The sequence below is a fragment of the Polynucleobacter sp. MWH-P3-07-1 genome (assembly GCF_018687555.1).
In the GTDB taxonomy this organism is placed as follows: domain Bacteria; phylum Pseudomonadota; class Gammaproteobacteria; order Burkholderiales; family Burkholderiaceae; genus Polynucleobacter.
In genome coordinates, this window is sequence record NZ_CP061296.1 from 26,122 (window position 1) to 52,181 (window position 26,060).

General features: G+C 47.2%; 17 protein-coding genes, 7 tRNA genes, 3 rRNA genes and 1 pseudogene. 24 read left to right on the forward strand and 4 right to left on the reverse strand.

Features of this window, described 5'->3' with window-relative positions:
- Positions 1–63: 63 nt before the first annotated feature.
- A complete protein-coding gene (locus ICU98_RS00135) occupies positions 64–702 on the forward strand; it encodes an MBL fold metallo-hydrolase (RefSeq protein ID WP_215353021.1) in 639 nt (212 codons plus the stop codon).
- Between the two features lie 233 nt (positions 703–935).
- On the opposite strand, the gene ICU98_RS00140 is transcribed toward ICU98_RS00135, so the two are convergent.
- Together ICU98_RS00140 and ICU98_RS00145 are read right to left on the reverse strand one after the other, a co-directional pair.
- On the reverse strand, positions 936–1,970 hold the full coding sequence (locus ICU98_RS00140) for a fatty acid desaturase (RefSeq protein ID WP_371818452.1): 1,035 nt from the start codon (positions 1,968–1,970) through the stop codon (positions 936–938).
- A gap of 196 nt (positions 1,971–2,166) precedes the next feature.
- A tRNA-Arg gene (locus ICU98_RS00145) sits at positions 2,167–2,242 on the reverse strand.
- Positions 2,243–2,352: 110 nt separating this feature from the next.
- On the opposite strand from ICU98_RS00145, the gene ICU98_RS00150 reads away from it, so the two are divergent.
- Positions 2,353–2,577 (forward strand): hypothetical protein, encoded by a 225-nt coding sequence (locus tag ICU98_RS00150; protein ID WP_215352195.1) that lies wholly within the window; start codon positions 2,353–2,355, stop codon positions 2,575–2,577.
- Positions 2,578–2,617: 40 nt separating this feature from the next.
- On the opposite strand, the gene rsmI is transcribed toward ICU98_RS00150, so the two are convergent.
- The gene (gene rsmI, locus ICU98_RS00155; protein ID WP_215352197.1) at positions 2,618–3,520 is read right to left on the reverse strand and encodes a 16S rRNA (cytidine(1402)-2'-O)-methyltransferase; all 903 of its coding nucleotides are present in this window, start codon (positions 3,518–3,520) and stop codon (positions 2,618–2,620) included.
- A 104-nt stretch (positions 3,521–3,624) separates the two neighbouring features.
- Between rsmI and ICU98_RS00160 the strand changes: the two genes are divergently transcribed.
- From ICU98_RS00160 to ICU98_RS00170, 3 genes are read left to right on the forward strand one after another with little or no spacing between them, the layout of a single operon-like run.
- Positions 3,625–4,227 (forward strand): phosphoheptose isomerase, encoded by a 603-nt coding sequence (locus tag ICU98_RS00160; RefSeq protein ID WP_215352199.1) that lies wholly within the window; start codon positions 3,625–3,627, stop codon positions 4,225–4,227.
- Positions 4,228–4,248: 21 nt separating this feature from the next.
- Positions 4,249–4,899 (forward strand): BON domain-containing protein, encoded by a 651-nt coding sequence (locus tag ICU98_RS00165; RefSeq protein ID WP_215352201.1) that lies wholly within the window; start codon positions 4,249–4,251, stop codon positions 4,897–4,899.
- 16 nt (positions 4,900–4,915) lie between these two features.
- Entirely contained in the window at positions 4,916–5,272 is a 357-nt protein-coding gene (locus ICU98_RS00170) for a c-type cytochrome (protein ID WP_215352203.1), read from the forward strand.
- Position 5,273: 1 nt separating this feature from the next.
- Here the strand turns inward: ICU98_RS00170 and ICU98_RS00175 are convergent, their stop codons facing one another.
- Positions 5,274–5,915 (reverse strand): GNAT family N-acetyltransferase, encoded by a 642-nt coding sequence (locus tag ICU98_RS00175; protein WP_215352205.1) that lies wholly within the window; start codon positions 5,913–5,915, stop codon positions 5,274–5,276.
- 505 nt (positions 5,916–6,420) lie between these two features.
- On the opposite strand from ICU98_RS00175, the gene ICU98_RS00180 reads away from it, so the two are divergent.
- The 19 genes and pseudogenes from ICU98_RS00180 (at position 6,421) to rpsL (ending at position 25,975) form a co-directional block, all read left to right on the forward strand.
- Positions 6,421–7,953, forward strand: a 16S ribosomal RNA gene (locus ICU98_RS00180).
- Between the two features lie 58 nt (positions 7,954–8,011).
- Positions 8,012–8,088 (forward strand) — tRNA-Ile (locus tag ICU98_RS00185).
- Positions 8,089–8,121: 33 nt separating this feature from the next.
- A tRNA-Ala gene (locus ICU98_RS00190) sits at positions 8,122–8,197 on the forward strand.
- A gap of 268 nt (positions 8,198–8,465) precedes the next feature.
- Positions 8,466–11,340: ribosomal RNA gene (locus ICU98_RS00195) — 23S ribosomal RNA — on the forward strand.
- A 105-nt stretch (positions 11,341–11,445) separates the two neighbouring features.
- Positions 11,446–11,559, forward strand: a 5S ribosomal RNA gene (rrf, locus tag ICU98_RS00200).
- The 16S, 23S and 5S rRNA genes sit together here with 5 tRNA genes alongside, the layout of an rRNA operon.
- A 104-nt stretch (positions 11,560–11,663) precedes the next feature.
- A tRNA-Tyr gene (locus ICU98_RS00205) sits at positions 11,664–11,748 on the forward strand.
- Positions 11,749–11,754: 6 nt separating this feature from the next.
- Positions 11,755–11,828 (forward strand) — tRNA-Gly (locus ICU98_RS00210).
- A 20-nt stretch (positions 11,829–11,848) separates the two neighbouring features.
- Positions 11,849–11,923, forward strand: a tRNA-Thr gene (locus ICU98_RS00215).
- A gap of 60 nt (positions 11,924–11,983) precedes the next feature.
- Positions 11,984–13,174, forward strand: coding sequence for an elongation factor Tu (gene tuf, locus ICU98_RS00220; protein WP_215336684.1), 1,191 nt, complete (start codon positions 11,984–11,986; stop codon positions 13,172–13,174).
- 17 nt (positions 13,175–13,191) lie between these two features.
- A tRNA-Trp gene (locus tag ICU98_RS00225) sits at positions 13,192–13,267 on the forward strand.
- 20 nt (positions 13,268–13,287) lie between these two features.
- Positions 13,288–13,665, forward strand: coding sequence for a preprotein translocase subunit SecE (secE, locus tag ICU98_RS00230; protein ID WP_215352206.1), 378 nt, complete (start codon positions 13,288–13,290; stop codon positions 13,663–13,665).
- Positions 13,666–13,674: 9 nt separating this feature from the next.
- Complete coding sequence (gene nusG, locus ICU98_RS00235; RefSeq protein WP_215352208.1) at positions 13,675–14,247, forward strand: transcription termination/antitermination protein NusG; 573 nt, start codon at positions 13,675–13,677, stop codon at positions 14,245–14,247.
- Between the two features lie 165 nt (positions 14,248–14,412).
- A complete protein-coding gene (gene rplK / locus ICU98_RS00240) occupies positions 14,413–14,844 on the forward strand; it encodes a 50S ribosomal protein L11 (RefSeq protein WP_112202579.1) in 432 nt (143 codons plus the stop codon).
- Between the two features lie 2 nt (positions 14,845–14,846).
- On the forward strand, positions 14,847–15,548 hold the full coding sequence (gene rplA, locus ICU98_RS00245) for a 50S ribosomal protein L1 (protein ID WP_215336674.1): 702 nt from the start codon (positions 14,847–14,849) through the stop codon (positions 15,546–15,548).
- A gap of 224 nt (positions 15,549–15,772) precedes the next feature.
- Positions 15,773–16,291 (forward strand): annotated as a pseudogene (gene rplJ / locus ICU98_RS00250) (50S ribosomal protein L10); the annotation flags it as partial.
- A gap of 159 nt (positions 16,292–16,450) precedes the next feature.
- Positions 16,451–16,828 carry a 50S ribosomal protein L7/L12 gene (gene rplL, locus ICU98_RS00255; RefSeq protein ID WP_215336677.1) on the forward strand — a complete coding sequence of 126 codons (378 nt, stop codon included), beginning with the start codon at positions 16,451–16,453 and terminating at the stop codon, positions 16,826–16,828.
- A 226-nt stretch (positions 16,829–17,054) separates the two neighbouring features.
- The gene (gene rpoB, locus ICU98_RS00260; RefSeq protein ID WP_215352210.1) at positions 17,055–21,155 is read left to right on the forward strand and encodes a DNA-directed RNA polymerase subunit beta; all 4,101 of its coding nucleotides are present in this window, start codon (positions 17,055–17,057) and stop codon (positions 21,153–21,155) included.
- 1 nt (position 21,156) lies between these two features.
- On the forward strand, positions 21,157–25,419 hold the full coding sequence (gene rpoC, locus ICU98_RS00265; protein WP_215352212.1) for a DNA-directed RNA polymerase subunit beta': 4,263 nt from the start codon (positions 21,157–21,159) through the stop codon (positions 25,417–25,419).
- A gap of 175 nt (positions 25,420–25,594) precedes the next feature.
- Positions 25,595–25,975, forward strand: coding sequence for a 30S ribosomal protein S12 (rpsL, locus tag ICU98_RS00270; RefSeq protein ID WP_011901896.1), 381 nt, complete (start codon positions 25,595–25,597; stop codon positions 25,973–25,975).
- Positions 25,976–26,060 lie beyond the last annotated feature (85 nt).

A 26,060-nucleotide genomic window follows, 5' to 3' on the forward strand; every position in this document is an offset into this window, starting at 1 on the left:
TTATAACTTGTGTTCTAAACTGGCATCTTACTGATTCACTTAACAAGTTATCAAAATATGCCCATTAAATTAGGTATCGTTCCAGTTACGCCTTTTGAACAAAATTGTTCAATTTTGGTATGTCAAAAGACTGGTGATGCAGCTATTGTTGATCCAGGCGGCGATATAGAGAAGATTCTAGATGGCGTAAAGCAAATGGGTGGCAAGGTAAAAAAGATTCTGCTTACGCACGGACATCTTGATCATTGTGCTGCAGCTCAAGAGCTATCAGAGCAATTGGACGTCCCGATTGAGGGCCCTCAAATTGAGGAACGTTTTTGGATTGATCAGCTACCAGAGCAAACCCTTCGTTTTGGGTTTGGTCACGCTAGAGTTTTTGAGCCCAATCGCTGGCTTAATGACGGAGATCATGTCCAAGTTGGCGAAGTAGATTTCGAAGTTTTCCACTGCCCAGGACATACTCCGGGACACGTTGTATTTTTTGACAAAGAAGATAAGCTAGCCTTGGTTGGCGATGTGTTATTTGCAGGATCAATTGGTCGAACCGATTTCCCGCGCGGTAATCACGCCGATTTAATTAATGCCATAAAGACAAAGTTATGGCCCTTAGGCGATGAGGTGCAATTTGTGCCCGGACATGGGCCGATGTCTACTTTTGGACAAGAAAGAAAAACCAATCCCTATGTTGGGGATGGTGTCTAGTCCCGTTTTAGGTTTTTGCAGAGCCCGTACGATGTGTACGGTTGTAAAGGCAGCTTGCGCAAATCCAACGTTGCTTACGATTCCTGGTCGGAATCCAGGTTCCGCCCTCAAGGCGCTTTTCACGACTGCAAGAAGAGCAAAACTTAAGGCTCTGGGAGGTTTCTTGGGTAGCGGCTGGAGTCGAGGTAGTCATGGGCAATCCGGGTAAGACAAATCAAAACAGAAGGTCTATTTTACCCGTTTTGTCCCGCTGGGGCTGGGCTTAGCAGAACTCGAACCGAATCCGCCGTTTTATTGCCATCAAAATCCAACCAAGCTTTATTTTCGAAGTCATAAAGCTTGCATTTGCGGGCAGTATCAAAATACCATTCCCAAGAGAATTTTTGAATGAAAATCCGCTCTGGAAGCATTGTTTCGAGGGTGTTTTGAGCATCTTTTAGGTTGTAAAGAGGGATGCTCATATCAACGTGGTGGGCAGTATGTTCCATGATGTGGTGCATCAGGGCGCCCCAAATCCAGCCAAATGTCAGGTGGACAGTGGTGGAAACAAAGGGCTGGGCACGCAACCATTCTGATTTTTTGTCATACCAAGATACAGAGGGGTGGGTGTGGTGTACGTAAACTACAAAACCAATCATCCCATTCCAGAACAAGAATGGAAGAGCAAAACCGGTAATGAGGCCAATCCAAACAGACTGACCTGTTGCCAACGCTCCAGCGATTAAGCAAGCAATCCAGACGATTGCAAAAGCCGTAACCAATAGGTTGTCTTTCAGAAAAATCGGACGATCACCTGGTTTATTTTTTGCATTTGGGAAGTACTCACGTCTCCACCAAATTTCAATGAGGTAGTAAAAAACCGGGCCCCAACCGCTTCTATAAAGACGCTCAAGTGCTTTGCGCCATGCTGGCAAAGCATCAAATTCCGCCTTGGATAGAGGCGCCCAGACAAAATCAAATCCCTTGAGATTTGTCTGACCATGGTGAACCACGTTATGGCCAACATCCCAAAGACTATAGGGAGTAAGTGAGGGCAGGAAAGCAATCCGGCCAAGGACCTTATTGAGCTCACGATTGGGCGTAAAGCTCTGGTGACAGGCATCATGCCCCAAGATGAAAATGCGTCCAGTAACAAAGCCAGCAATTAAGCCTAATGCAATCTTGACGGCAATGTTTTCAATAAAAATGGTACCCGCAATGCATCCTAACCATAAAGCAGCATCAAGCACTAAAAGGCCTAGCGCACGACCAATCTGGCCCTGTGCCATATGAATTAGCCAGCCGCGAATAATTTTGCGATGAGGCAATGGCTCGCTAGGGGCTAAGGGGGCCATATTTTGATCGGTAAGGGATGGATTTAGATGATTAGACACGTTAATATTCATTAGAAATCAATTATTTAGAATTAAATAATAGCGGTTTTTGAGTTTTCGCGCACGACCTAGGTTAAAAATACCCCTACTCTGGCGCGCCCGGCAGGAATCGAACCTGCGACCCTTGGCTTCGGAGGCCAATACTCTATCCACTGAGCTACGGGCGCCATTTGAAACCCATCATTGGCTGCACTCGTATTGTAAGTGCCCTAGGCAAAAAGCACTCGCTATAATTGAACCTAATTAACCCAACAACCTATAAAACTACAAAAGTCCTATGAGCAACGAGCACGGCAACCTAATTAAGTCACCAAAACAACTCATCACCGTTGTATTTGCAAGTTTTTTTGTGCCATTGATTGTGATTTTATTGTTGATGGTTTATGTCAATAACGGTAAGCGTATTGATAGCGGTAAGTCTGCCGATGAAATTATCAAGCCAGTTGGCCAGCTGAATGTTCAGGATGCTAATCCTCCAGCTGAAGTCAAGACTGGCGGTTAGCCCTAACCAAGAGATGAATAAAGCTGACAGTTGGTCAGCTTTATTTTTTTGCACCCTCCACCTTGGAATCGATGGCTGCTTGATAAGCCTCTTTTTTGGGCACTGAGAGAGTTTGAGCCAGAACTGCAGCAATTTCTTTGCTGCCCAAGTAAGGCTTGAGTGTATCAACCCAGAGGCTCAATAATTCATCTGAAACTAGATCTTTGCCGGCTTTGCGACCCGAAACCATAATGACAAATTCACCCTTTAGGCTAGATGCTTGTGCTAGCCACTGTGGAATATCGGCAGCCCTAACGAAACTAACTTGCTCAAATTTTTTGGTTAACTCTCGCCCAATCATGAGTTCACGTTCTGGCTCAAGAGTCTGCGAAATTCGTATTAAGGTTTCTTGAATATGATGGGGTGATTCGAAAAAGATGCTGGTTTGTAAGCTTTTTTGAATGAGCATTAGCAGGGCATCACGCTCTTTTGTTTTATTTGGCCAGAAGCCTAAAAATTGAAAGCGCCCTTCTGATGCGCTTAATACGGAACCCCCTACCGAAACTGCTGCAGCAACCGCACTGGCGCCAGGAATAGGAATTACTCTAAAGCCTGCTGTATGGACAGCTTGGACTAAGCGGGCGCCAGGATCGGATACCCCGGGCGTACCCGCATCCGAGATGTATGCCCATCTTTCATGATTGGCCAGATGTTGAATGACGGTTTGGGCACCACTCATCTCATTATGTTCATGCAGGGCTAAACATTTTTTATGAATGCCAAATTGTTGAAGCAGTGCAACACTATGACGGGTATCCTCACACGCAATTCCTTCAACTGTGTTTAGGACATGCAGGGCGCGCAAGGTAATGTCACCAAGATTGCCGATTGGGGTTGCAACCAGATACAGCGCCCCGGCTGGCAAATCTTGCTGCTTCAGAAAGTCAAAACGATCAAATTCCATAGATATTGTTTGCAAGTCAGTCTTATACAAGTAAGAGCATACGTGGGTTTTATATAGAGCCCCTTGAAACAGTGTTTCACTTCAAATTGGGTCATAATATTGTTATGGATCAAAAAACAATGGAACGCTTGCGTGCAAGAGCCTCCCAACACTTTTTAGACAGTATTGCAGTGAAGCAAGAGGCGGAGAAAATTCTGCCAACTGCAGTAGCTCAGGGTGTTATTGCCATGACAGACTGTTTGCGCAACGGCGGCAAAGTGATGGCTTGTGGCAATGGCGGATCGGCCGCTGATGCGCAACATTTTGCAGCAGAGTTAATCGGCCGTTTTGAGCGCGAGCGTCAAGAGCTTGCCGCAATTGCATTGACTACTGATAGCTCGATTCTGACGGCCGTTGGAAATGATTACAGCTACGACGAAGTCTTTAGCAAGCAAGTACGGGGGCTTGGTAAACCAGGCGATATCTTGCTTGGCATCTCTACCTCAGGCAACTCCAAGAATGTAGTGAAAGCCATCGAGGCTGCAAAAAAACTCGGCATGAAAGTGATTGCGCTAACTGGCAATGGCGGCGGAAAAATTGCCAGCCTGCTAGATAGTAATGATGTGCATCTTTGTGCGCCCTCCACTCGCACCGCTCGTATTCAAGAAACGCATTTAGTTTTATTACATAGCCTTTGCGATGGCGTTGACCATTTGATGTTTGATTAAACGATTTTCAAGAAAATAAAAATGCAGACTCAGTCTCTCAGTAAATTGATTGTCGTTGGAGTACTGCTTTCATTTTTATCGGGGTGCGGAGTTTTGGCTGTGGGTGGAGTTGCCGCAACCGCTTCAGTGATGGCTGATCGTCGAAGTCCTGGTGTTCAAGCAACCGACAAAGGATTGGAGTTAGAAGCAGATAGTGCACTTGCAAAACGTTTTGGAAACTCAGCCCATATCAATGTGAACTCTTTCAACCAGAAAGTATTGCTCACTGGCGAAGTGAAGAATGAAGAGATCAAGAATCAAGCTGCCGAGTACGTCAAGAGCCTGAAGAACGTTCGTTCAGTATTCAATCAATTAATCGTAGGGCCAAACAGTTCTTATGCTGCTCGCGCAAGCGATTCGTATTTAGACTCCAAAGTAAAGACCCAAATGATCTTTACAGATAAGTTGCCATCAAATTCAATGGACATCATTGTTGAGGGTGAAAACGTTTACTTGATGGGCATCCTCACTCAAAACGAGGCAGATCTAGCTAAAAAAGTAGCCAGCAATACGAACGGAGTTAAAGAAGTATTTGCATTCTTTGACATCATCTCAGACGCCGAGAAGGCTCGCTTAGAGAAGCTAGGTAAGGCAGAGGAAAGCCAACCTACAAGCCCTGTAAAGCCACAGTAACCATCATAGATCCTTAATGAAGTTTCTGCGAGAGTTCCTCCAAGCAATCGCTTGTTTACTCCCTATTTGCGTATTGTGTGCTACCCCATGCCATGCAGGGCAAGATGATGCTAATGCCTATGCCCTGGCCAAGCAAAATGCATGTCTAGGTTGTCATGCGGTCAATAAAAAAATTGTGGGCCCAAGCTATCAAGATGTTGCAAAAAAATATCAGGGCAATACAAATGCGCTGGTGTATTTGAAAAACAAAATTCGTCATGGTGGTGCGGGAGCATGGGGTGTTGTCCCAATGCCTGCGAATACTAAATTAAGTGATGCAGAACTATCGGTATTGAGCGCTTGGATTTTGCAAGGCGCGCCAACCCCAAGGTAAATTAAACCTTGGCGACCCCATGGCTTAAGAACCATTGCCATGCATCGTTAGCATTTTTGAGGTTTGACTTTAGTGCGTAATCAAAGTTAGCCCACTGAGCATTAGCAACTTCTGTAACGAGCGTGGCCGAAGTGGCTGGATCAAGTTTGAGATAGGCATCAGCATCGCCATATGCAAACTCAACACGCATACCCGCCTTTTGTGCCAAGCTCATCATAGATTTGTTATTTGCTAAGCAATGCACGTACAAAGTTTCAACACGCGTGTTTCGTGAATGTGTCGCCGCTCTATCAAGCAGTGCTGTGCCAACGCCGTGACCCCTTGCGTGCTCAAGAACAGATACTCCAAACTCTGCAGCAAGAGCCTGATTTTTTTGTGCGGGTAAGTAGGCTAAGTGCGCGAGTCCAAGTATCTTGAGATCAGCATCAAATACTGCGAAGACAGAATCATGATCAAAATTGAGATTCTCAACGTAGTGTTCAATGACTTCATTGGGAGTCTGGGTGCCAAAGCGTAGGCGACGATCCTCTTCTTCTAGTAATAGAAAATGTTCTAGGATGGCAGCACGGTGTCCGGCGTTTAATTCGCGGACCGGAACGGCTAGACCGCCGGGGATAGGCAAATTAACATTTTTTGTATACATAGCAATACTCTAGCAGGCTTCTCCAAATATTTCAGGGTTTTCCCTTATAAGACAGGAAAAACAACACTTATTTCACGGCTGATAACCTAAAAATTGGGTGATTACTGAAGAAAAAATCCAAAAAATTGAAAATTACTGTCAGGAGCCCTATTTTTTTCATAAAAGTGTAATTTTTTTATTTTTTCTATATCCTTGATTTTGATACGTTTTCTGGATTTGGCTATCAAAAAATAGCGTTTTTATAAGAAAAAGACTACGAAAGGTGTTGACGACCCAAAATAAGTGCGCTATAGTCTCACCTCTCTGCTGGATGTTATTTGAAATACAAAACAAGCCAGCCCTCTTTAAAAATTAGTCAACCGATAATTGTGGGTACTAAGTGAAAGCATCCAGTCCTTCGGGACAGATGTAAATAAATAGTACTCATAGACAGTAAAAAGATTTGGTTTTATTACCAAGTCAATTTCTTGAATGAGTGCGACGATCCGCAAGGATCACAGGAATTGAACTGAAGAGTTTGATCCTGGCTCAGATTGAACGCTGGCGGCATGCCTTACACATGCAAGTCGAACGGCAGCACGGGTGCTTGCACCTGGTGGCGAGTGGCGAACGGGTGAGTAATACATCGGAACGTACCTTATCGTGGGGGATAACGCAGCGAAAGCTGTGCTAATACCGCATACGCCCTGAGGGGGAAAGCGGGGGATCGAAAGACCTCGCGCGATTAGAGCGGCCGATGCCTGATTAGCTTGTTGGTGGGGTAAAAGCCCACCAAGGCGACGATCAGTAGCTGGTCTGAGAGGACGATCAGCCACACTGGGACTGAGACACGGCCCAGACTCCTACGGGAGGCAGCAGTGGGGAATTTTGGACAATGGGGGCAACCCTGATCCAGCAATGCCGCGTGAGTGAAGAAGGCCTTCGGGTTGTAAAGCTCTTTTGTCAGGGAAGAAACACCGGCTCTAACACAGTCCGGGAATGACGGTACCTGAAGAATAAGCACCGGCTAACTACGTGCCAGCAGCCGCGGTAATACGTAGGGTGCGAGCGTTAATCGGAATTACTGGGCGTAAAGCGTGCGCAGGCGGTTATACAAGACAGGCGTGAAATCCCCGGGCTTAACCTGGGAATGGCGCCTGTGACTGTATAGCTAGAGTGTGTCAGAGGGGGGTAGAATTCCACGTGTAGCAGTGAAATGCGTAGATATGTGGAGGAATACCAATGGCGAAGGCAGCCCCCTGGGATAACACTGACGCTCATGCACGAAAGCGTGGGGAGCAAACAGGATTAGATACCCTGGTAGTCCACGCCCTAAACGATGCTGACTAGTTGTTCGGGATTTACATCCTGAGTAACGTAGCTAACGCGTGAAGTCAGCCGCCTGGGGAGTACGGTCGCAAGATTAAAACTCAAAGGAATTGACGGGGACCCGCACAAGCGGTGGATGATGTGGATTAATTCGATGCAACGCGAAAAACCTTACCTACCCTTGACATGTCACTAACGAAGTAGAGATACATTAGGTGCTCGTAAGAGAAAGTGAACACAGGTGCTGCATGGCTGTCGTCAGCTCGTGTCGTGAGATGTTGGGTTAAGTCCCGCAACGAGCGCAACCCTTGTCTTTAGTTGCTACGCAAGAGCACTCTAAAGAGACTGCCGGTGACAAACCGGAGGAAGGTGGGGATGACGTCAAGTCCTCATGGCCCTTATGGGTAGGGCTTCACACGTCATACAATGGTGCATACAGAGGGTTGCCAACCCGCGAGGGGGAGCTAATCTCAGAAAATGCATCGTAGTCCGGATCGTAGTCTGCAACTCGACTACGTGAAGCTGGAATCGCTAGTAATCGCGGATCAGAATGTCGCGGTGAATACGTTCCCGGGTCTTGTACACACCGCCCGTCATACCATGGGAGTGGGTTTTGCCAGAAGCCGTTAGCCTAACCGCAAGGAGGGCGACTGCCACGGCAGGGTTCATGACTGGGGTAAAGTCGTAACAAGGTAGCCGTATCGGAAGGTGCGGCTGGATCACCTCCTTTCTAGAGAAAGATGCTGGATCTATAGTGCCCACACTTATCGGTTGACAATAAAAGCCACGGGTCTGTAGCTCAGCTGGTTAGAGCACTGTGTTGATAACGCAGGGGTCGTAGGTTCAAGTCCTACCAGACCCACCAATCAGCAGTAGCGATATGGACTTAGTGGACGTTGGGGGATTAGCTCAGCTGGGAGAGCACCTGCTTTGCAAGCAGGGGGTCGTCGGTTCGATCCCGTCATCCTCCACCAACATCTAAATGTCAAAACTAAGCGATTTAACGATTGTTTAGTTTTGCCATTTATGGCTGTTCTTTAAAAATTTGAGTAAGCAAAGTGTCAAATGTTTCTTTGAGAGGACATTTGACAATGTAATAAGGGTAAAGATTGAATCATCAATCAGTAATACAAACGAGTTTTACCAAGTTCTTTAACAAGTACTTACAGTTTGGATTACGGCAAACATGTCAGAAGTAGAAGTAAAACCTGTAACAGGTACTAGCAATGGTGCTCGTTATAGGATCAAGTGAATAAGTGCACATGATGGATGCCTTGGCGATTACAGGCGACGAAAGACGTTATAACCTGCGATAAGCCCCGGGGAGCTGGTAAATAAGCTTTGATCCGGGGATTTCTGAATGGGGAAACCCACCACTTTTGTGGTATCCATACCTGAATACATAGGGTATGAGAAGCGAACCTCGTGAACTGAAACATCTAAGTAGCGAGAGGAAAAGACATCAACCGAGATTCCCAGAGTAGTGGCGAGCGAAATGGGAAGAGCCTTCTAGTGATATCTCAGTAATTAACAGAATGGAATGGAAAGTCCAACAATAAAGGGTGATAGTCCCGTATGTGAAAATTATTGAGTGGTACTAGGCTAGAGACAAGTAGGGCGGGACACGTGAAATCCTGTCTGAATATGGGGGGACCATCCTCCAAGGCTAAATACTCGTAATCGACCGATAGTGAACAAGTACCGTGAGGGAAAGGCGAAAAGAACCCCGGGAGGGGAGTGAAATAGATCCTGAAATTGTGTGCATACAAACAGTAGGAGCCTCGTAAGGGGTGACTGCGTACCTTTTGTATAATGGGTCAGCGACTTACATTCAGTAGCAAGCTTAACCGAATAGGGAAGGCGTAGCGAAAGCGAGTCCGAATAGGGCGTTAGTTGCTGGGTGTAGACCCGAAACCAGTTGATCTATCCATGGCCAGGTTGAAGGTGCGGTAACACGTACTGGAGGACCGAACCCACTAACGTTGAAAAGTTAGGGGATGAGCTGTGGATAGGGGTGAAAGGCTAAACAAAACTGGAAATAGCTGGTTCTCTCCGAAAACTATTTAGGTAGTGCCTCGTGTATCACTGTAGGGGGTAGAGCACTGTCATGGTAGTGGGGTCCATTGCGGATTACTGCGCCATAGCAAACTCCGAATACCTACAAGTGCAAGCACGGGAGACAGACATCGGGTGCTAACGTCCGGTGTCAAGAGGGAAACAACCCAGACCGCCAGCTAAGGTCCCTAATATATGCTAAGTGGGAAACGAAGTGGGAAGGCTAAAACAGTCAGGAGGTTGGCTTAGAAGCAGCCATCCTTTAAAGAAAGCGTAATAGCTCACTGATCGAGTCGTCCTGCGCGGAAGATGTAACGGGGCTAAGCATATAACCGAAGCTGCGGATCACAGTAATGTGATGGTAGGAGAGCGTTCTGTAAGCCTGTGAAGGTGTCTTGTAAAGGATGCTGGAGGTATCAGAAGTGCGAATGCTGACATGAGTAGCGATAAAGGGGGTGAAAAGCCCCCTCGCCGTAAGCCCAAGGTTTCCTGTTCAACGTTCATCGGAACAGGGTGAGTCGGCCCCTAAGGCGAGGCAGAGATGCGTAGCTGATGGGAACAAGGTTAATATTCCTTGACCATTGTTAGATGCGATGGGGGGACGGATCGCGGAAAGTTGTCCGGGTGTTGGATATTCCCGGTTCTTGCGTTGGAGATGGCTATTAGGTAAATCCGGTAGCGTAATTCAAGGGCGTGAGACGAGCGAATTTATTCGCGAAGCAATTGGAAGTGGTTCCAAGAAAAGCCTCTAAGCTTCAGTCTAACAAGACCGTACCGCAAACCGACACAGGTGGGCGAGATGAGTATTCTAAGGCGCTTGAGAGAACTCAGGAGAAGGAACTCGGCAAATTTGCACCGTAACTTCGGGATAAGGTGCGCCCTTGTAGTTTGACCGTGAACAACGGGAGGACGAAAGGGTTGCAATAAAAAGGTGGCTGCGACTGTTTAATAAAAACACAGCACTCTGCAAACACGAAAGTGGACGTATAGGGTGTGACGCCTGCCCGGTGCTGGAAGATTAAATGATGGGGTGCAAGCTCTTGATTGAAGTCCCAGTAAACGGCGGCCGTAACTATAACGGTCCTAAGGTAGCGAAATTCCTTGTCGGGTAAGTTCCGACCTGCACGAATGGCGTAACGATGGCCACACTGTCTCCTCCTGAGACTCAGCGAAGTTGAAATGTTTGTGATGATGCAATCTACCCGTGGCTAGACGGAAAGACCCCATGAACCTTTACTGTAGCTTTGCATTGGACTTTGAATCGGTCTGTGTAGGATAGGTGGGAGGCGTTGAAAGCGGAATGCTAGTTTCGCTGGAGCCAACCTTGAAATACCACCCTGATTTATTTGAGGTTCTAACCTTGGCCCATTATCTGGGTCGGGAACAGTGCATGGTAGGCAGTTTGACTGGGGCGGTCTCCTCCCAAAGTGTAACGGAGGAGTACGAAGGTACGCTTGGTACGGTCGGACATCGTACCTAAAGTGCAATGGCAAAAGCGTGCTTAACTGCGAGACCGACAAGTCGAGCAGGTGCGAAAGCAGGTCATAGTGATCCGGTGGTTCTGTATGGAAGGGCCATCGCTCAACGGATAAAAGGTACTCTGGGGATAACAGGCTGATACCGCCCAAGAGTTCATATCGACGGCGGTGTTTGGCACCTCGATGTCGGCTCATCTCATCCTGGGGCTGTAGCCGGTCCCAAGGGTATGGCTGTTCGCCATTTAAAGAGGTACGTGAGCTGGGTTTAAAACGTCGTGAGACAGTTTGGTCCCTATCTGCCATGGGCGTTGGAGATTTGACGGGGGCTGCTCCTAGTACGAGAGGACCGGAGTGGACATTCCGCTGGTGTACCTGTTGTTTCGCCAGAAGCATCGCAGGGTAGCTATGAATGGAAGAGATAACCGCTGAAAGCATCTAAGCGGGAAACTTGCCTGAAGATGAGATCTCCCGTAGGTTTAACCTACATAAAGGGTCGTTGAAGACCACAACGTTGATAGGTCGGGTGTGGAAGCGCAGTAATGCGTTAAGCTAACCGATACTAATTGCCCGTTAGGCTTGATCCTATAACCAGCACTATTGTGTTGGATGTTTGCCAGATTTAATCTGCATCCTTATTACATGCTTACTCAAATCGAACTGTTGATTTATCAACAGTTCAACCCTCTACGCCCGGTGACCATAGCAAGTTGGAACCACTCCTTCCCATCTCGAACAGGACAGTGAAACGACTTTACGCCGATGATAGTGCGGATTACCCGTGTGAAAGTAGGTAACTGCCGGGCACCAAAGCGACGCCCAGACCCTCTTAGGTCTGGGCGTTTTTACTTGTGCAAAGCGTTTGAGAGATTGACAGATACTCCGTTAGGAGTCAAAATATTGGGTTCGCGGAGGGGTGTCCGAGCGGCTAAAGGAGGCAGACTGTAAATCTGTTGGCTATGCCTACGTAGGTTCGAATCCTACCCCCTCCACCAAGATGTGCGGGATTAGTTTAATGGTAAAACAGCAGATTTCCAATCTTCGGTCAAGAGTTCGATTCTCTTATCCCGCTCCAGTATTTGTAGCAAAAGATTGGCCCATGTGGCTCAGTGGTAGAGCACTCCCTTGGTAAGGGAGAGGTCGGCAGTTCGATCCTGCCCATGGGCACCATGTTTCAGTTTATAAATTGTGATTTCGTAGGTTTGAAGAGTTAACTAAAGGCAGACAAAAATGGCAAAAGAAAAATTTGAGCGGACAAAACCGCACGTAAACGTAGGCACTATTGGTCACGTTGACCACGGTAAAACTACTTTGACAGCAGCAATTGCAACCGTGCTTTCTAAGCAATTCGGTGGCGAAGCAAAAGCATACGATCAGATCGATGCTGCTCCTGAAGAAAAGGCCCGTGGTATTACGATTAATACTGCGCACGTTGAGTATGAGACTGCAAATCGTCACTACGCTCACGTTGATTGCCCAGGACACGCTGACTACGTTAAGAACATGATTACTGGCGCTGCCCAAATGGACGGCGCAATTTTGGTTTGCTCTGCAGCTGACGGCCCAATGCCACAAACCCGTGAGCACATCCTCTTGGCACGCCAAGTAGGTGTTCCTTACATCGTCGTGTTCTTGAACAAGTGCGACATGGTTGATGATGCTGAGTTGTTAGAGCTCGTCGAGATGGAAGTGCGCGAACTGTTATCTAAGTACAACTTCCCTGGCGATGACACACCGATCATCCATGGTTCTGCTAAGTTAGCCCTTGAAGGCGACGAAGGTCCATTGGGTAAAGAAGCCATCATGAAATTGGCTGAAGCTTTAGATACTTATATTCCTACTCCAGAGCGCGCAGTTGACGGTGCGTTCTTGATGCCAGTAGAAGATGTGTTCTCCATCTCTGGTCGCGGTACTGTAGTGACTGGTCGTATTGAGCGCGGTATTGTTAAGGTTGGCGAAGAGATCGAAATCATCGGTATTAAGCCAACCCTCAAAACTACCTGTACTGGTGTAGAGATGTTCCGTAAATTGCTCGACCAAGGTCAAGCAGGCGATAACGTCGGTATTTTGCTCCGCGGTACAAAGCGTGAAGAAGTTGAGCGCGGCCAAGTATTGGCTAAGCCAGGTTCAATCACCCCACATACTCACTTTACAGCCGAGGTTTATATCTTGGGTAAAGATGAAGGTGGTCGTCATACTCCGTTCTTTAACAACTATCGTCCCCAGTTTTACTTCCGTACTACGGACGTAACAGGTTCTATCGAGTTGCCAAAAGACAAAGAGATGGTCATGCCTGGCGATAACGTCACCATTACCGTCAAACTCATCGCGCCAATTGCGATGGAAGAAGGTTTGCGTTTTGCGATCCGTGAAGGTGGCCGCACTGTTGGCGCCGGAGTGGTTGCAAAGATTTTGGCTTAAGTAGTTTTTTGAAATAAAGGGGTGTAGCTCAATTGGCAGAGCGTTGGTCTCCAAAACCAAAGGTTGGGGGTTCGATGCCCTCCGCCCCTGCCACGATTTGAACTGAAAGCAATATGTCGCAACAAACAGTAGGTCATTCTGAAGATAAAAGCAGCTGGGTCTCTGGACTCGCTGCTTTGATTGTCGTAGCAGCATTGGTTTTGTACTACGTGCTGGTTGACCAATCTTTATTGTTGCGATTAGCCGTCTTATTTGGCGGCATTGCAGTTGCGGTTTTGATTGTGGCGATTTCACCAGAAGGGCGTAGGTTTTTCTCCTACGCAAAAGATTCTTGGTACGAAGTAAAGAAAGTTGTTTGGCCAACTCGTAAAGAAGCCACCCAAATGACTTTGGTCGTATTTGGTTTTGTTCTGATCATGTCCCTGTTTTTATGGGTTGCAGACAAATTGATTGAATGGCTAGTTTTTTCAGTCTTCTTAGGCTGGAAGTGAGTAATAAAAATGATTGATTCTGAATTGGCCGCAAATCCACAAGCTACTGGCAATATGCGCTGGTACGTTATCCACGCTTATTCGGGCATGGAAAAAAGTGTGAAAAAAGGACTCGAGGAGCGTATTGCGCGTTCGGGCATGCCTGAAAAATTCGGCCGTATTTTGGTCCCATCCGAAGAGGTAGTAGAGATCAAATCTGGTCAAAAGTCAGTTTCAGAGCGCCGTTTCTTTCCAGGATATGTCCTGATTGAGATGGAGATGACCGACGAAAGCTGGCATTTGGTCAAAAATACGCCAAAAGTAACCGGTTTCGTTGGTGGTGTTAGAAACCGCCCAAGCCCGATTTCGACTGCTGAAGTGTCAAAAATCATGGATCAGATGCAGGCCGGGGTTGATAAACCTAAGCCTAAAACTCTTTTTGAGGTTGGAGAGATCGTGCGAGTCAAAGAGGGCCCGTTTGTCGATTTCAATGGAAATATTGAAGAAGTCAATTACGAGAAGTCAAGATTGCGCCTTTCTGTTACAATTTTTGGCCGCGGTACCCCAGTTGAGCTGGAGTTCGGCCAAGTAGAAAAGATGTAAAAACAAGGACTTAGTCCTTTTTTGTACTGCAGTAGTTTGTAATTTGATGGTTATTTAGTTTTTGTAATTAACCGAGGAGCGGAGCTAGAAAGCCAAAAACTAGCAAAGCGTTTACTCAACGGCGGTCTTACCTGATAGGGTCGGGCGCGCTTTTAGGAGCAATACATGGCAAAGAAGATTATTGGCTTTATCAAACTGCAGATCCCTGCAGGTAAAGCAAACCCCTCACCTCCCGTCGGCCCAGCATTGGGTCAACGCGGTCTGAACATTATGGAATTTTGTAAGGCGTTCAATGCTCAAACCCAGAGCATGGAGCCAGGCCTGCCTATTCCAGTTGTGATCACGGCATTTGCTGACAAGAGCTTCACGTTCATCATGAAGACTCCACCAGCAACCATCATGATTAAGAAGGCTGCGAAGTTGGAAAAAGGTTCACCACGTCCCCATACCGACAAGGTTGGAAAAATTACTCGTGCTCAAGCAGAAGAAATTGCTAAAGCAAAAATGCCAGATTTGACAGCAGCCGATATGGACGCAGCTGTTAGAACAATCGCTGGTAGCGCCCGTTCCATGGGCATCACTGTGGAAGGTCTCTAATCATGACTAAATTATCTAAACGCGTAAAAGCGATTCAATCCAAGGTTGATCGCAATAAGTTTTACTCACTGGAAGAAGCGTTGACCCTCGTTAAAGAGTGTGCAACTGCCAAATTCGATGAGTCTATCGATGTTGCAGTTCAGCTTGGTATTGATGCCAAGAAATCTGACCAAGTTGTGCGCGGTGCAGTGGTGCTCCCAGCTGGTACAGGCAAGCATGTTCGTGTTGCAGTTTTTGCGCAAGGCGAGAAAGCTGAACAAGCTAAAGCCGCTGGCGCAGAAATCGTAGGCATGGAAGAGTTGGCTGAACAAATTAAAGGCGGCAAAATTGATTTTGATATTTTGATCGCATCCCCAGACACCATGAAAATCGTTGGTACTTTAGGTCAGGTATTGGGCCCACGTGGTTTGATGCCAAATCCAAAAGTAGGAACCGTTACTCCTGATGTTGCAACTGCGGTTAAGAATGCAAAAGCAGGTCAAGTGCAATTCCGGGTGGACAAAGCCGGTATTGTGCACGCAAGCATTGGTCGTCGTTCATTCGAGCCAACGGCATTGAAGACCAATTTACTAGCATTGCTGGAGGCTTTGAATAAAGCAAAGCCACCTGCATCTAAGGGAATTTATTTGAAGAAGGTTGCCGTAAGCAGCACTATGGGTGCAGGCGTACGTGTAGATCAAGCTTCGCTACAAGCCGCGCAGTAATTTGTAGCAAAAGAACTTTGGGTCGACTCTGTAGCTAGAGTCGAACATCAAAGACCGTTGGCGGGTTAGTTGCTTGTACAGAGTTAACTCTTAATTGTTACGAAAGTAATAGCCAGCGCAGATGGCGACCCTGAAAAGATTTCGCAAGATTTTCTTGTGATTGAATAATCAGACGCTGGTGTGTAACCCCAACTGGAAACAGTTGGTTTTTATGGAGTTAAACCGTGCCTTTGAATGTAGAAGACAAAAAAGCAATCGTTGCTGATGTCGGCGCTCAATTGGCTGGAGCCCAAACTGTCGTTCTCGCTGAATACCGTGGTATTCCAGTTGAGGAATTGACAAAGCTGCGTGCTAGCGCTCGTAGTCAAGGTGTATATCTTCGCGTTTTGAAGAACACATTGGCACGTCGTGCTGCACAAGGCACACAGTTTGAGCCCCTTGCTGATTCGATGGTTGGCCCCTTGATCTATGGCATTTCTGCAGATCCAATTGCTTCGGCAAAAGTACTGCAAGGCTTTGCTAAGACTCAAGACAAGCTAGTCATTACTGCTGGCTTATACAACGGCAAGTTGTTAGATGTTGCAGGCGTTAAAGCCCTCGCAACAATTCCAAGCCGCGATGAGTTGTTATCGCAGTTGTTGGGCGTCATGTTGGCCCCAGTATCTGCAATGGCTCGCGTATTGGGCGCAGTAGCAGCACAAAAGGCAGCTGGAGCACCTGCTCCTGTTGAAGCACCCGTAGCAGAAGTTGTAGCAGCCCCAGCAGAAGCAGTAGCTGAAGCCGCCGCACCTGAAGCAAGTGCTGAGCCTGCAGCCGCAGCCCCAGAAGCTGGAACAGAAACCAAAGAACCCCCTGCCGCTGAATAAGCGACAGATTAACTATTTAAGTATTAGGAGCTAAAAATGGCGATTACTAAAGAAGAAATTATTGATGCAGTAGGTAGCATGTCCGTAATGGATTTGAACGACTTGGTTAAAGCGTTCGAAGAGAAGTTTGGTGTTTCCGCTGCAGCGATGGCTGTTGCTGGCCCTGCAGGCGGCGGCGCTGCTGCTGGTGCTGGCGAAGAGCAAACCGAGTTCACCGTGAACTTGCTTGAAGCTGGAGCAAACAAGGTTTCAGTAATTAAGGCAGTTCGTGAAATTACTGGTCTTGGCCTCAAAGAAGCAAAAGACTTGGTTGATGGCGCACCTAAGCCAATTAAAGAAGCTGTCGACAAAAAGACTGCTGAAGAAGCCAAGAAGAAGCTCGAAGAAGCTGGCGCAAAAGCAGAACTCAAGTAATGCAACTTTTGCTAGCGCCTCCCAAAAGGAGTCGTTAGCCATGTTGGGTTTGACCTTTAGAGGTCAAACCCGATTTCATTTCTGATTGAAATCGGGTTTGCCTTCTGATACGACTGCAGAATGCAAGTTTGGTCGGACACTGAATCTGAGGATTTAGTGTTGTCCGCCAGTGGTTGGTAGTGGCCAACCGCCAAATCTTTGTACAGTCGCTGAATTCGGAGATGAAATGAACTATAGCTTCACCGAACGCAAGCGAGTCCGTAAAAGCTTTGCTAAGCGAGTAAATAATCACCAGGTTCCATACCTGATTGCAACCCAGCTGGAGTCCTACGCTAAATTTTTGCAGGCAGAAAAGCCTCCAACTTCGCGTATTACTGAAGGTCTACAAGCAGCATTTACTTCTGCTTTCCCAATTGTTTCCAACAATGGTTATGCGCGTATGGAATACGTGTCATATCAATTGTCACAGCCACCGTTTGACGTCAAAGAATGTCAGCAACGAGGCTACACCTATCACTCCGCCTTGCGCGCTAAAGTTCGCTTGATTATTTATGATCGCGAAGCGCCTACTAAGGTAAAAGAAGTTAAAGAGAGCGAAGTCTACATGGGCGAGATTCCCTTGATGACTGAGAATGGCTCCTTTGTTATCAACGGTACTGAGCGCGTCATTGTTTCTCAGTTGCACCGTTCCCCAGGCGTGTTCTTTGAGCACGATAAAGGCAAGACACATAGCTCTGGTAAGTTGCTGTTCTCAGCACGCATCATTCCTTACCGTGGTTCATGGCTCGATTTCGAGTTTGATCCAAAAGATATTTTGTATTTCCGTGTTGACCGTCGTCGCAAGATGCCTGTCACCATTTTGCTTAAAGCCATTGGCTTAAACAACGAACAAATTCTTGCGAATTTCTTTAACTTTGACCATTTCACGTTAAGTGCAAATGGTGCATCGATGGAGTTTGTTCCCGAGCGCTTGCGTGGCCAGTTAGCCAACTTTGATGTGCTTGATAAGAATGGCGTTGTTGTCATTCAAAAAGATAAGCGTATCAACGCAAAACACATTCGTGAGCTCGAAGCTGCTAAAACTAAAAACATCGTAGTGCCTGATGACTATTTAGTTGGTCGTGTAGTGGCACGCAACATTATTGATCCAGACTCTGGTGAAATTTTGGCTTACGCTAATGATGAAATTACTGAAGAGTTGTTGGCAAGCTTGCGGGATGCAGGTATCAAGCAATTAGAGACTATCTATACCAATGATTTAGATTCCGGCGCATATATTTCCCAGACCTTGCGTACTGACGAAACCGCTGACCAAACAGCTGCTCGTATCGCGATTTATCGCATGATGCGTCCTGGTGAGCCACCAACAGAGGATGCAGTTGAGGCCTTGTTCCAGCGCTTGTTCTATAACGAAGACAGTTATGACCTGTCACGTGTTGGTCGTATGAAGGTGAATAGTCGCTTGAATCGCCCAGAGATGGAAGGCCCAATGGTCTTGTCGAATGAAGATATTCTCGACACCATTAAGTCTCTTGTAGATTTGCGTAACGGCAAAGGCGAAGTGGACGATATCGATCACTTAGGTAATCGCCGTGTACGTTGTGTTGGTGAGTTGGCTGAGAATCAATTCCGCGCAGGTTTATCCCGCGTTGAGCGTGCAGTAAAAGAACGTCTTGGTCAGGCCGAGACAGAAAACTTGATGCCGCATGATTTGATTAACAGCAAACCAATCTCTTCAGCGATACGTGAGTTCTTTGGTTCTTCACAGTTGTCCCAGTTTATGGACCAAACCAACCCACTTTCAGAGATCACGCACAAGCGTCGTATTTCTGCATTGGGACCTGGTGGTTTGACACGCGAGCGCGCAGGTTTCGAAGTGCGCGACGTGCATCCAACTCACTACGGACGTGTTTGCCCAATCGAAACTCCAGAAGGACCAAACATTGGTCTGATCAACTCACTTGCGCTATTTGCCCGTTTGAATGAGCATGGTTTCTTAGAGACCCCATATCGTAAAGTTGCTAATAGCAAAGTCAGCGATGAAGTGGTTTACCTTTCAGCAATTGAAGAAGCCAAGTATGTGATTGCTCAGGCAAACGCGACGATCGATAAGAATGGCAAGTTAGCTGATGAGTTGGTTTCTGCTCGTCAAGCTGGCGAAACGATGATGGTCAGCCCAGAGCGCATCGATTTTATCGACGTTGCTCCAAGCCAGATCGTTTCTGCTGCTGCTTCACTCGTTCCCTTCCTCGAGCACGATGATGCGAACCGTGCTTTGATGGGCGCGAACATGCAGCGTCAAGCAGTTCCTTGCTTGCGTCCAGATAAGCCATTAGTTGGGACTGGCCTCGAGCGTATCGTTGCGGTTGACTCAGGTACTGTTGTATTGGCAAACCGTGGCGGTATCGTTGACTACGTCGATGCAAACCGTGTGGTGATTCGTGTAAACGATGATGAAACTGCAGCCGGTGAAGTTGGTGTCGATATTTATAACCTCATCAAGTACACCCGTTCAAACCAAAACACCAATATCAATCAGCGCCCAATCGTGAAGGTTGGCGATCGCGTTGAGCGTGGTGATGTGGTTGCTGACGGCGCCTCTACTGATTTAGGCGAGTTGGCCTTGGGTCAAAATATGACTGTGGCATTTATGCCATGGAATGGTTACAACTTCGAAGATTCTATTTTGATCTCTGAGAAGGTAGTTGCTGATGACCGTTACACCTCAATTCATATTGAAGAGCTGTCTGTTGTTGCTCGCGATACCAAATTAGGTTCCGAAGAAATTACTCGCGATATCTCTAATTTGGCCGAGTCACAACTCTCCCGTTTAGACGAGAGCGGTATTGTTTACATTGGTGCCGAAGTTGAAGCTGGCGACGTATTGGTTGGTAAAGTTACTCCAAAGGGCGAGACCACTCTCACTCCTGAAGAGAAGCTTCTCCGTGCGATCTTCGGTGAGAAAGCGTCTGATGTAAAAGATACTTCCTTACGCGTCCCGTCTGGAATGATTGGTACCGTGATTGATGTTCAAGTCTTCACCCGTGAAGGCATTGAGCGCGATGCACGAGCACAATCCATTATTCAGGAAGAGTTGCAGCGTTATCGCTTGGACTTAAATGATCAATTGCGAATTGTTGAAGGCGATGCCTTCATGCGTCTAGAGAAGCTTTTGGTTGGTAAAGTTGCTAACGGCGGCCCACAGAAGTTGGCTAAAGGTAGCAAGATCGAAAAAGCGTATTTGGCTGATTTAGATAAATATCATTGGTTTGATATTCGTCCGGCAGATGAAGAGCTTGCAAGCCAAGTTGAGGCAATTAAATCCTCCATCGAAGCTAAACGTAAGCAATTTGACGAAGCGTTTGAAGAGAAGCGCACCAAGTTAACTCAAGGTGATGATCTTCAGCCTGGCGTAACAAAAATGGTTAAGGTCTACTTAGCCGTTAAGCGTCGCCTACAGCCTGGCGATAAGATGGCCGGCCGTCACGGTAACAAAGGTGTGGTTTCAAAAATCGCTCCTGCTGAAGATATGCCATTTATGGCTGACGGACGTCCTGTCGATATCGTCTTGAATCCTTTGGGCGTTCCTTCCCGTATGAACGTAGGCCAGATTTTGGAAACCCACTTAGGTTGGGCAGCCCAGGGTATTGGTAAGCGTATCGACGAGATGGTCCGTGAACAAGCTAAACAAGCTGAGTTACGTAAGTTCCTCAAGCAGCTTTATAACGAGACTGGCCGTCACGAAGATATTGATGGTTTCACTGATGAGCAAATTACTGCTTTGGCAGAGAACTTGCGCCAAGGCCTTCCATTTGCTACGCCAGTGTTTGACGGTGCTACCGAAGCAGAGATCGCCAGAATGTTGGAGTTGGCTTATCCGCAAGATGTCGCTGCTGCATTACAAATGACACCATCACGTCAGCAAATGATTCTGCGTGACGGTCGTACAGGTGACCAGTTTGAGCGTCCTGTAACGGTTGGTGTGATGCACGTCTTGAAGCTGCACCATTTGGTCGACGACAAGATGCATGCCCGTTCAACCGGACCATACTCTTTGGTTACACAGCAGCCATTGGGCGGTAAAGCTCAGTTTGGTGGTCAGCGCTTTGGTGAGATGGAAGTTTGGGCTCTCGAGGCATACGGCGCTTCATACGTTCTGCAGGAAATGCTGACCGTGAAGTCCGATGACGTCACCGGCCGTACCAAAGTTTACGAAAACATCGTCAAGGGCGAGCACACAATTGATGCTGGCATGCCCGAATCCTTCAACGTATTGGTAAAAGAAATCCGTTCGTTGGGTATTGACATTGACATGGAGCGCAACTGATATGAAAGCATTGCTCGATTTATTTAAGCAAACCCAGGGCGAAGAGCAGTTTGATGTCATCAAAATTGGTCTCGCATCTCCTGAAAAAATCCGTTCGTGGTCTTTTGGTGAAGTTCGCAAACCAGAAACCATCAACTACCGGACTTTTAAGCCGGAGCGTGATGGCCTTTTCTGCGCCAAGATTTTTGGACCAACTAAAGACTATGAGTGCCTATGCGGTAAATACAAGCGCTTAAAGTTCCGCGGCGTTATCTGCGAGAAGTGTGGTGTAGAAGTTACCCTTGCTAAAGTGCGTCGTGAGCGTATGGGCCACATTGAGCTGGCTGCGCCTGTAGCGCATATCTGGTTCTTGAAGTCTTTGCCATCCCGTTTAGGCATGGTTTTAGATATGACCCTGCGCGATATTGAGCGAGTTCTTTACTTTGAAGCCTATGTAGTTGTTGACGCCGGCATGACCCCTGAAGGCGCGATGAAGCGCGGTCAGATTATGTCTGAAGATGAATACATTGCGAAAACGGAAGAGTACGGTGATGGTGCATTTACCGCCATCATGGGCGCGGAAGGTATTCGTGATCTCTTGCGCTCGATTGATATCGATCGTGAAGTAGAAACTATTCGTGCTGAATTGAAAGCAACTGGTAGCGATGCCAAGATCAAGAAATACGCTAAGCGCCTTAAAGTGCTCGAAGCATTCCAGACTTCAGGCATCAAGCCTGACTGGATGATCATGGAAGTATTGCCAGTATTGCCACCAGAATTGCGCCCATTGGTGCCATTGGATGGCGGTCGCTTCGCTACTTCTGATTTAAACGATCTCTATCGTCGCGTGATTAACCGTAACAACCGCTTGAAGCGTTTGTTAGAGTTGCGCGCACCAGAGATCATCGTTCGTAACGAAAAACGCATGTTGCAAGAAGCGGTTGACTCATTGCTCGACAATGGTCGTCGCGGTAAGGCCATGACTGGTGCTAACAAGCGCCCTCTCAAGTCCTTGGCTGAGATGATTAAAGGTAAGAGCGGTCGTTTCCGTCAAAACTTGCTGGGTAAACGCGTTGACTACTCTGGTCGTTCAGTCATCGTGGTTGGCCCTACATTGAAATTGCACCAGTGCGGTTTGCCAAAATTAATGGCCTTGGAATTATTCAAGCCATTCATTTTCAACAAGCTTGAGACTTTAGGAATTGCAACCACCATTAAGGCAGCAAAGAAAGAAGTTGAAAGCCAGACGCCAATCGTATGGGATATTCTCGAGGAAGTAATTCGTGAGCATCCAATCATGCTTAACCGTGCGCCTACATTGCACCGTCTTGGTATTCAGGCTTTCGAGCCAATGCTGATTGAAGGTAAAGCAATCCAATTGCACCCATTAGTCTGCGCAGCATTTAACGCCGACTTTGACGGTGACCAAATGGCGGTTCACGTACCTTTGTCGCTCGAAGCGCAAATGGAAGCACGCACATTGATGTTGGCTTCGAACAACGTCTTGTTCCCAGCGAACGGTGAGCCATCTATTGTTCCTTCTCAGGACGTAGTTTTGGGTCTCTATTACGCTACTCGCGACAAGATCAACGGTAAGGGCGAAGGCATGGTTTTTGCCAACATTACTGAGGTAGTTCGCGCTTATGAAGCCGGTGAAGTTGAATTGGCTTCCCGTGTTGCTGTGCGTATTACCGAGTATGAGATCGTAGACAAGAAGGCAGAGGGCGATGCCCGTTTTGCTGAAAAGACTAAGATTTATCAAACCTCAGTTGGCCGCGCGATTTTGTCAGAGATATTGCCCAAAGGCATGTCTTTCGAAGAAATTAACAAGCCATTGAAGAAAAAAGAAATCTCACGCTTGATCAACACTTCATTCCGTAAGTGCGGATTACGTGAAACGGTTATTTTTGCTGACCGTCTCTTGCAGTCTGGTTTCCGCTTGGCGACTAACGCCGGTATCTCGGTTGCGATCGACGATATGCTGATTCCAACTTCCAAAGAGCGCATCATCACCGAAGCTTCTACCAAGGTAAAAGAGTATGACAAGCAATTCATGTCAGGTCTCGTAACCAATCAAGAGCGTTATAACAACGTGGTTGATATTTGGGGTGCTGCTGGCGACCAAGTTGGCAAAGCGATGATGGACGAGTTATCACACGTTGATGTGCTTGACCGTAACGGCAAAACTGTGCGTCAAGAATCTTTTAACTCCATTTACATGATGGCTGATTCTGGTGCGCGTGGATCTGCAGCGCAGATTCGCCAGTTGGCTGGTATGCGTGGTTTGATGGCAAAGCCAGATGGCTCGATCATCGAGACGCCAATTACTGCGAACTTCCGTGAAGGTTTGAACGTATTGCAATACTTCATCTCAACCCATGGTGCTCGTAAAGGTCTGGCTGATACTGCGTTGAAGACCGCGAACTCAGGTTATTTGACACGCCGTTTGTGTGATGTAACTCAAGATCTAGTTGTGATCGAAGAAGATTGCGGAGCAACTTCTGGCGTAACAATGAAGGCCTTAGTTGAGGGTGGTGAAATTATCGAAGCATTGCGTGACCGTATCCTGGGCCGCGTATGTATCGGTGATATTGTTCACCCAGATACACAAGAGGTCATCGTACCTAACGACACATTGCTCGACGAAGACCATGTTGATCAGATCGTTGCATTGGGTATCGACGAAGTTAAAGTTCGCACAGTATTGTCTTGCTTAACTCGCTTTGGCTTGTGCGCTAAGTGCTACGGACGTGATCTAGGTCGCGGTGGATTGGTAAACGTTGGTGAGGCAGTCGGTGTTATCGCTGCTCAGTCCATCGGTGAGCCAGGCACACAGTTGACTATGCGTACCTTCCACATTGGTGGTGCAGCGTCACGTGCTTTAGTGGCAAGCAATATCGAAGCTAAGTCTAACGGTGCTCTGAAATTCTCCGGAACGATGCGTGTTGTGAAGAACGCGAAGGGTGAGCAGATCGTGATTTCACGCTCTGGCGAAGCCTTGATCGTTGATGACAATGGTCGTGAGCGTGAGCGTCATAAAGTGCCTTATGGCGCAACTCTCTTGTTAAAAGAAGGTGCGGCAGTCAAGGCCGGCGCAAGCTTGGCGACATGGGATCCATTAACCCGTCCGATTATTTCTGAGTATGCTGGTATCGCTCGCTTTGACAACGTCGAAGAGGGTGTAACTGTTGCTAAGCAGGTTGACGAAGTAACCGGCCTCTCCACTTTGGTGGTCATTGATGGTAAGCGCCGTTCTGCAGCAAGCAAAGGCGTTCGCCCAATGATCAACTTGGTTGATAAAAAGGGTAGCGAAGTCATGATCGCCGGTACTGATCACCCAGTAAATATTGGCCTCCAAGTGGGCGCATTGATTACTGTTAAAGATGGTCAGAAGGTCGAAGTTGGTGAGGTATTGGCACGTATTCCAATCGAATCCCAAAAGACTCGCGACATTACCGGTGGCTTGCCACGCGTTGCAGAATTGTTCGAAGCACGTTCACCAAAAGATGCAGCAGTATTGGCGAAAGTAACCGGAACAGTTTCCTTCGGTAAAGAAACCAAAGGTAAACAACGTTTGGTGATTACCGATATGGACGGCGAAGCGAACGAATTCTTAATTCCTAAAGAGAAGCAAGTGCTTGTTCACGATGGTCAAGTTGTGAACAAGGGCGAGATGATTGTGGAAGGCCCTGCCGATCCGCACGACATCTTGACTCTCAAAGGTATCGAAGAGTTGGCAATCTACATTGTTGACGAAGTGCAGGACGTTTATCGTCTCCAAGGTGTGAAGATTAATGACAAACACATTGAAGTGATCGTGCGTCAAATGTTGCGTCGTGTTCAGGTAACTGATCCAGGCGATACATCCTTCATTCCTGGGGAGCAGGTAGAGCGCTCCAAGCTATACGATGCAAACGATGCAGTGATTGCTCAAGGTAAGCGCCCAGCCTTATTCGATAACGTGTTGCTTGGTATTACTAAGGCATCCTTGTCGACTGACAGCTTCATTTCAGCGGCTTCTTTCCAGGAAACCACCCGTGTATTGACCGAAGCCGCGATTATGGGCAAGACCGATACACTCCGTGGCCTCAAAGAGAACGTCATTATTGGCCGCTTGATCCCCGCTGGTACCGGTTTGTCTTATCGCCGTGCCCGCAAGGTCAGAGAGCAATTTGAGCGCGATCGTGCCCAAATGATTGCTGCTGAAGAGCAAGCAATGGCTGATATGCCTGTAGAAATAGAGGCAGAAGTTGTCGCTCCCGCTGGGGAGGCCGATCCTAGTTAATTTGGTTTTTAGCCATTAAATGGCCAGTTCTTTCCTATTTGGTTGACGGGAGAGGCTGGCCAAGCTAGAATGCTGAGTTCTACTGATTCAGAAGAGGGTCTTTTTGACCTAGAAATTATCTAAGTCATTGATTTTCTTAAAGAAAGCAACAAAGAAGTACTAACCGAGCTATTTTATGCCAACAATTAATCAATTAATACGCAAGCCAAGATCAAGGCTAATCGTTAAAAGTAAGAGCCCTGCACTGGAAAACAGTCCGCAGCGCCGTGGTGTATGCACACGCGTATACACAACAACTCCTAAAAAGCCAAACTCTGCGTTACGTAAAGTAGCCAAAGTTCGCTTGACCAATGGTTTTGAAGTCATTTCATACATTGGTGGTGAAGGCCATAACCTCCAGGAACACTCAGTAGTGTTAATCCGCGGTGGCCGTGTGAAGGACTTACCAGGCGTGCGTTATCACATCGTTCGTGGATCTTTGGACTTGCAAGGCGTTAAAGACCGCAAGCAATCTCGCTCCAAGTACGGTGCTAAGCGCGCTAAGAAAGCGGCTTAATAAGCCGTTTCAGAATTTGTAGTTTGAAGTAAGTCAATTTTTGTCGGACTTAAAAGACAAGTAAGTGGTTGCTCCGTTTAGAGGC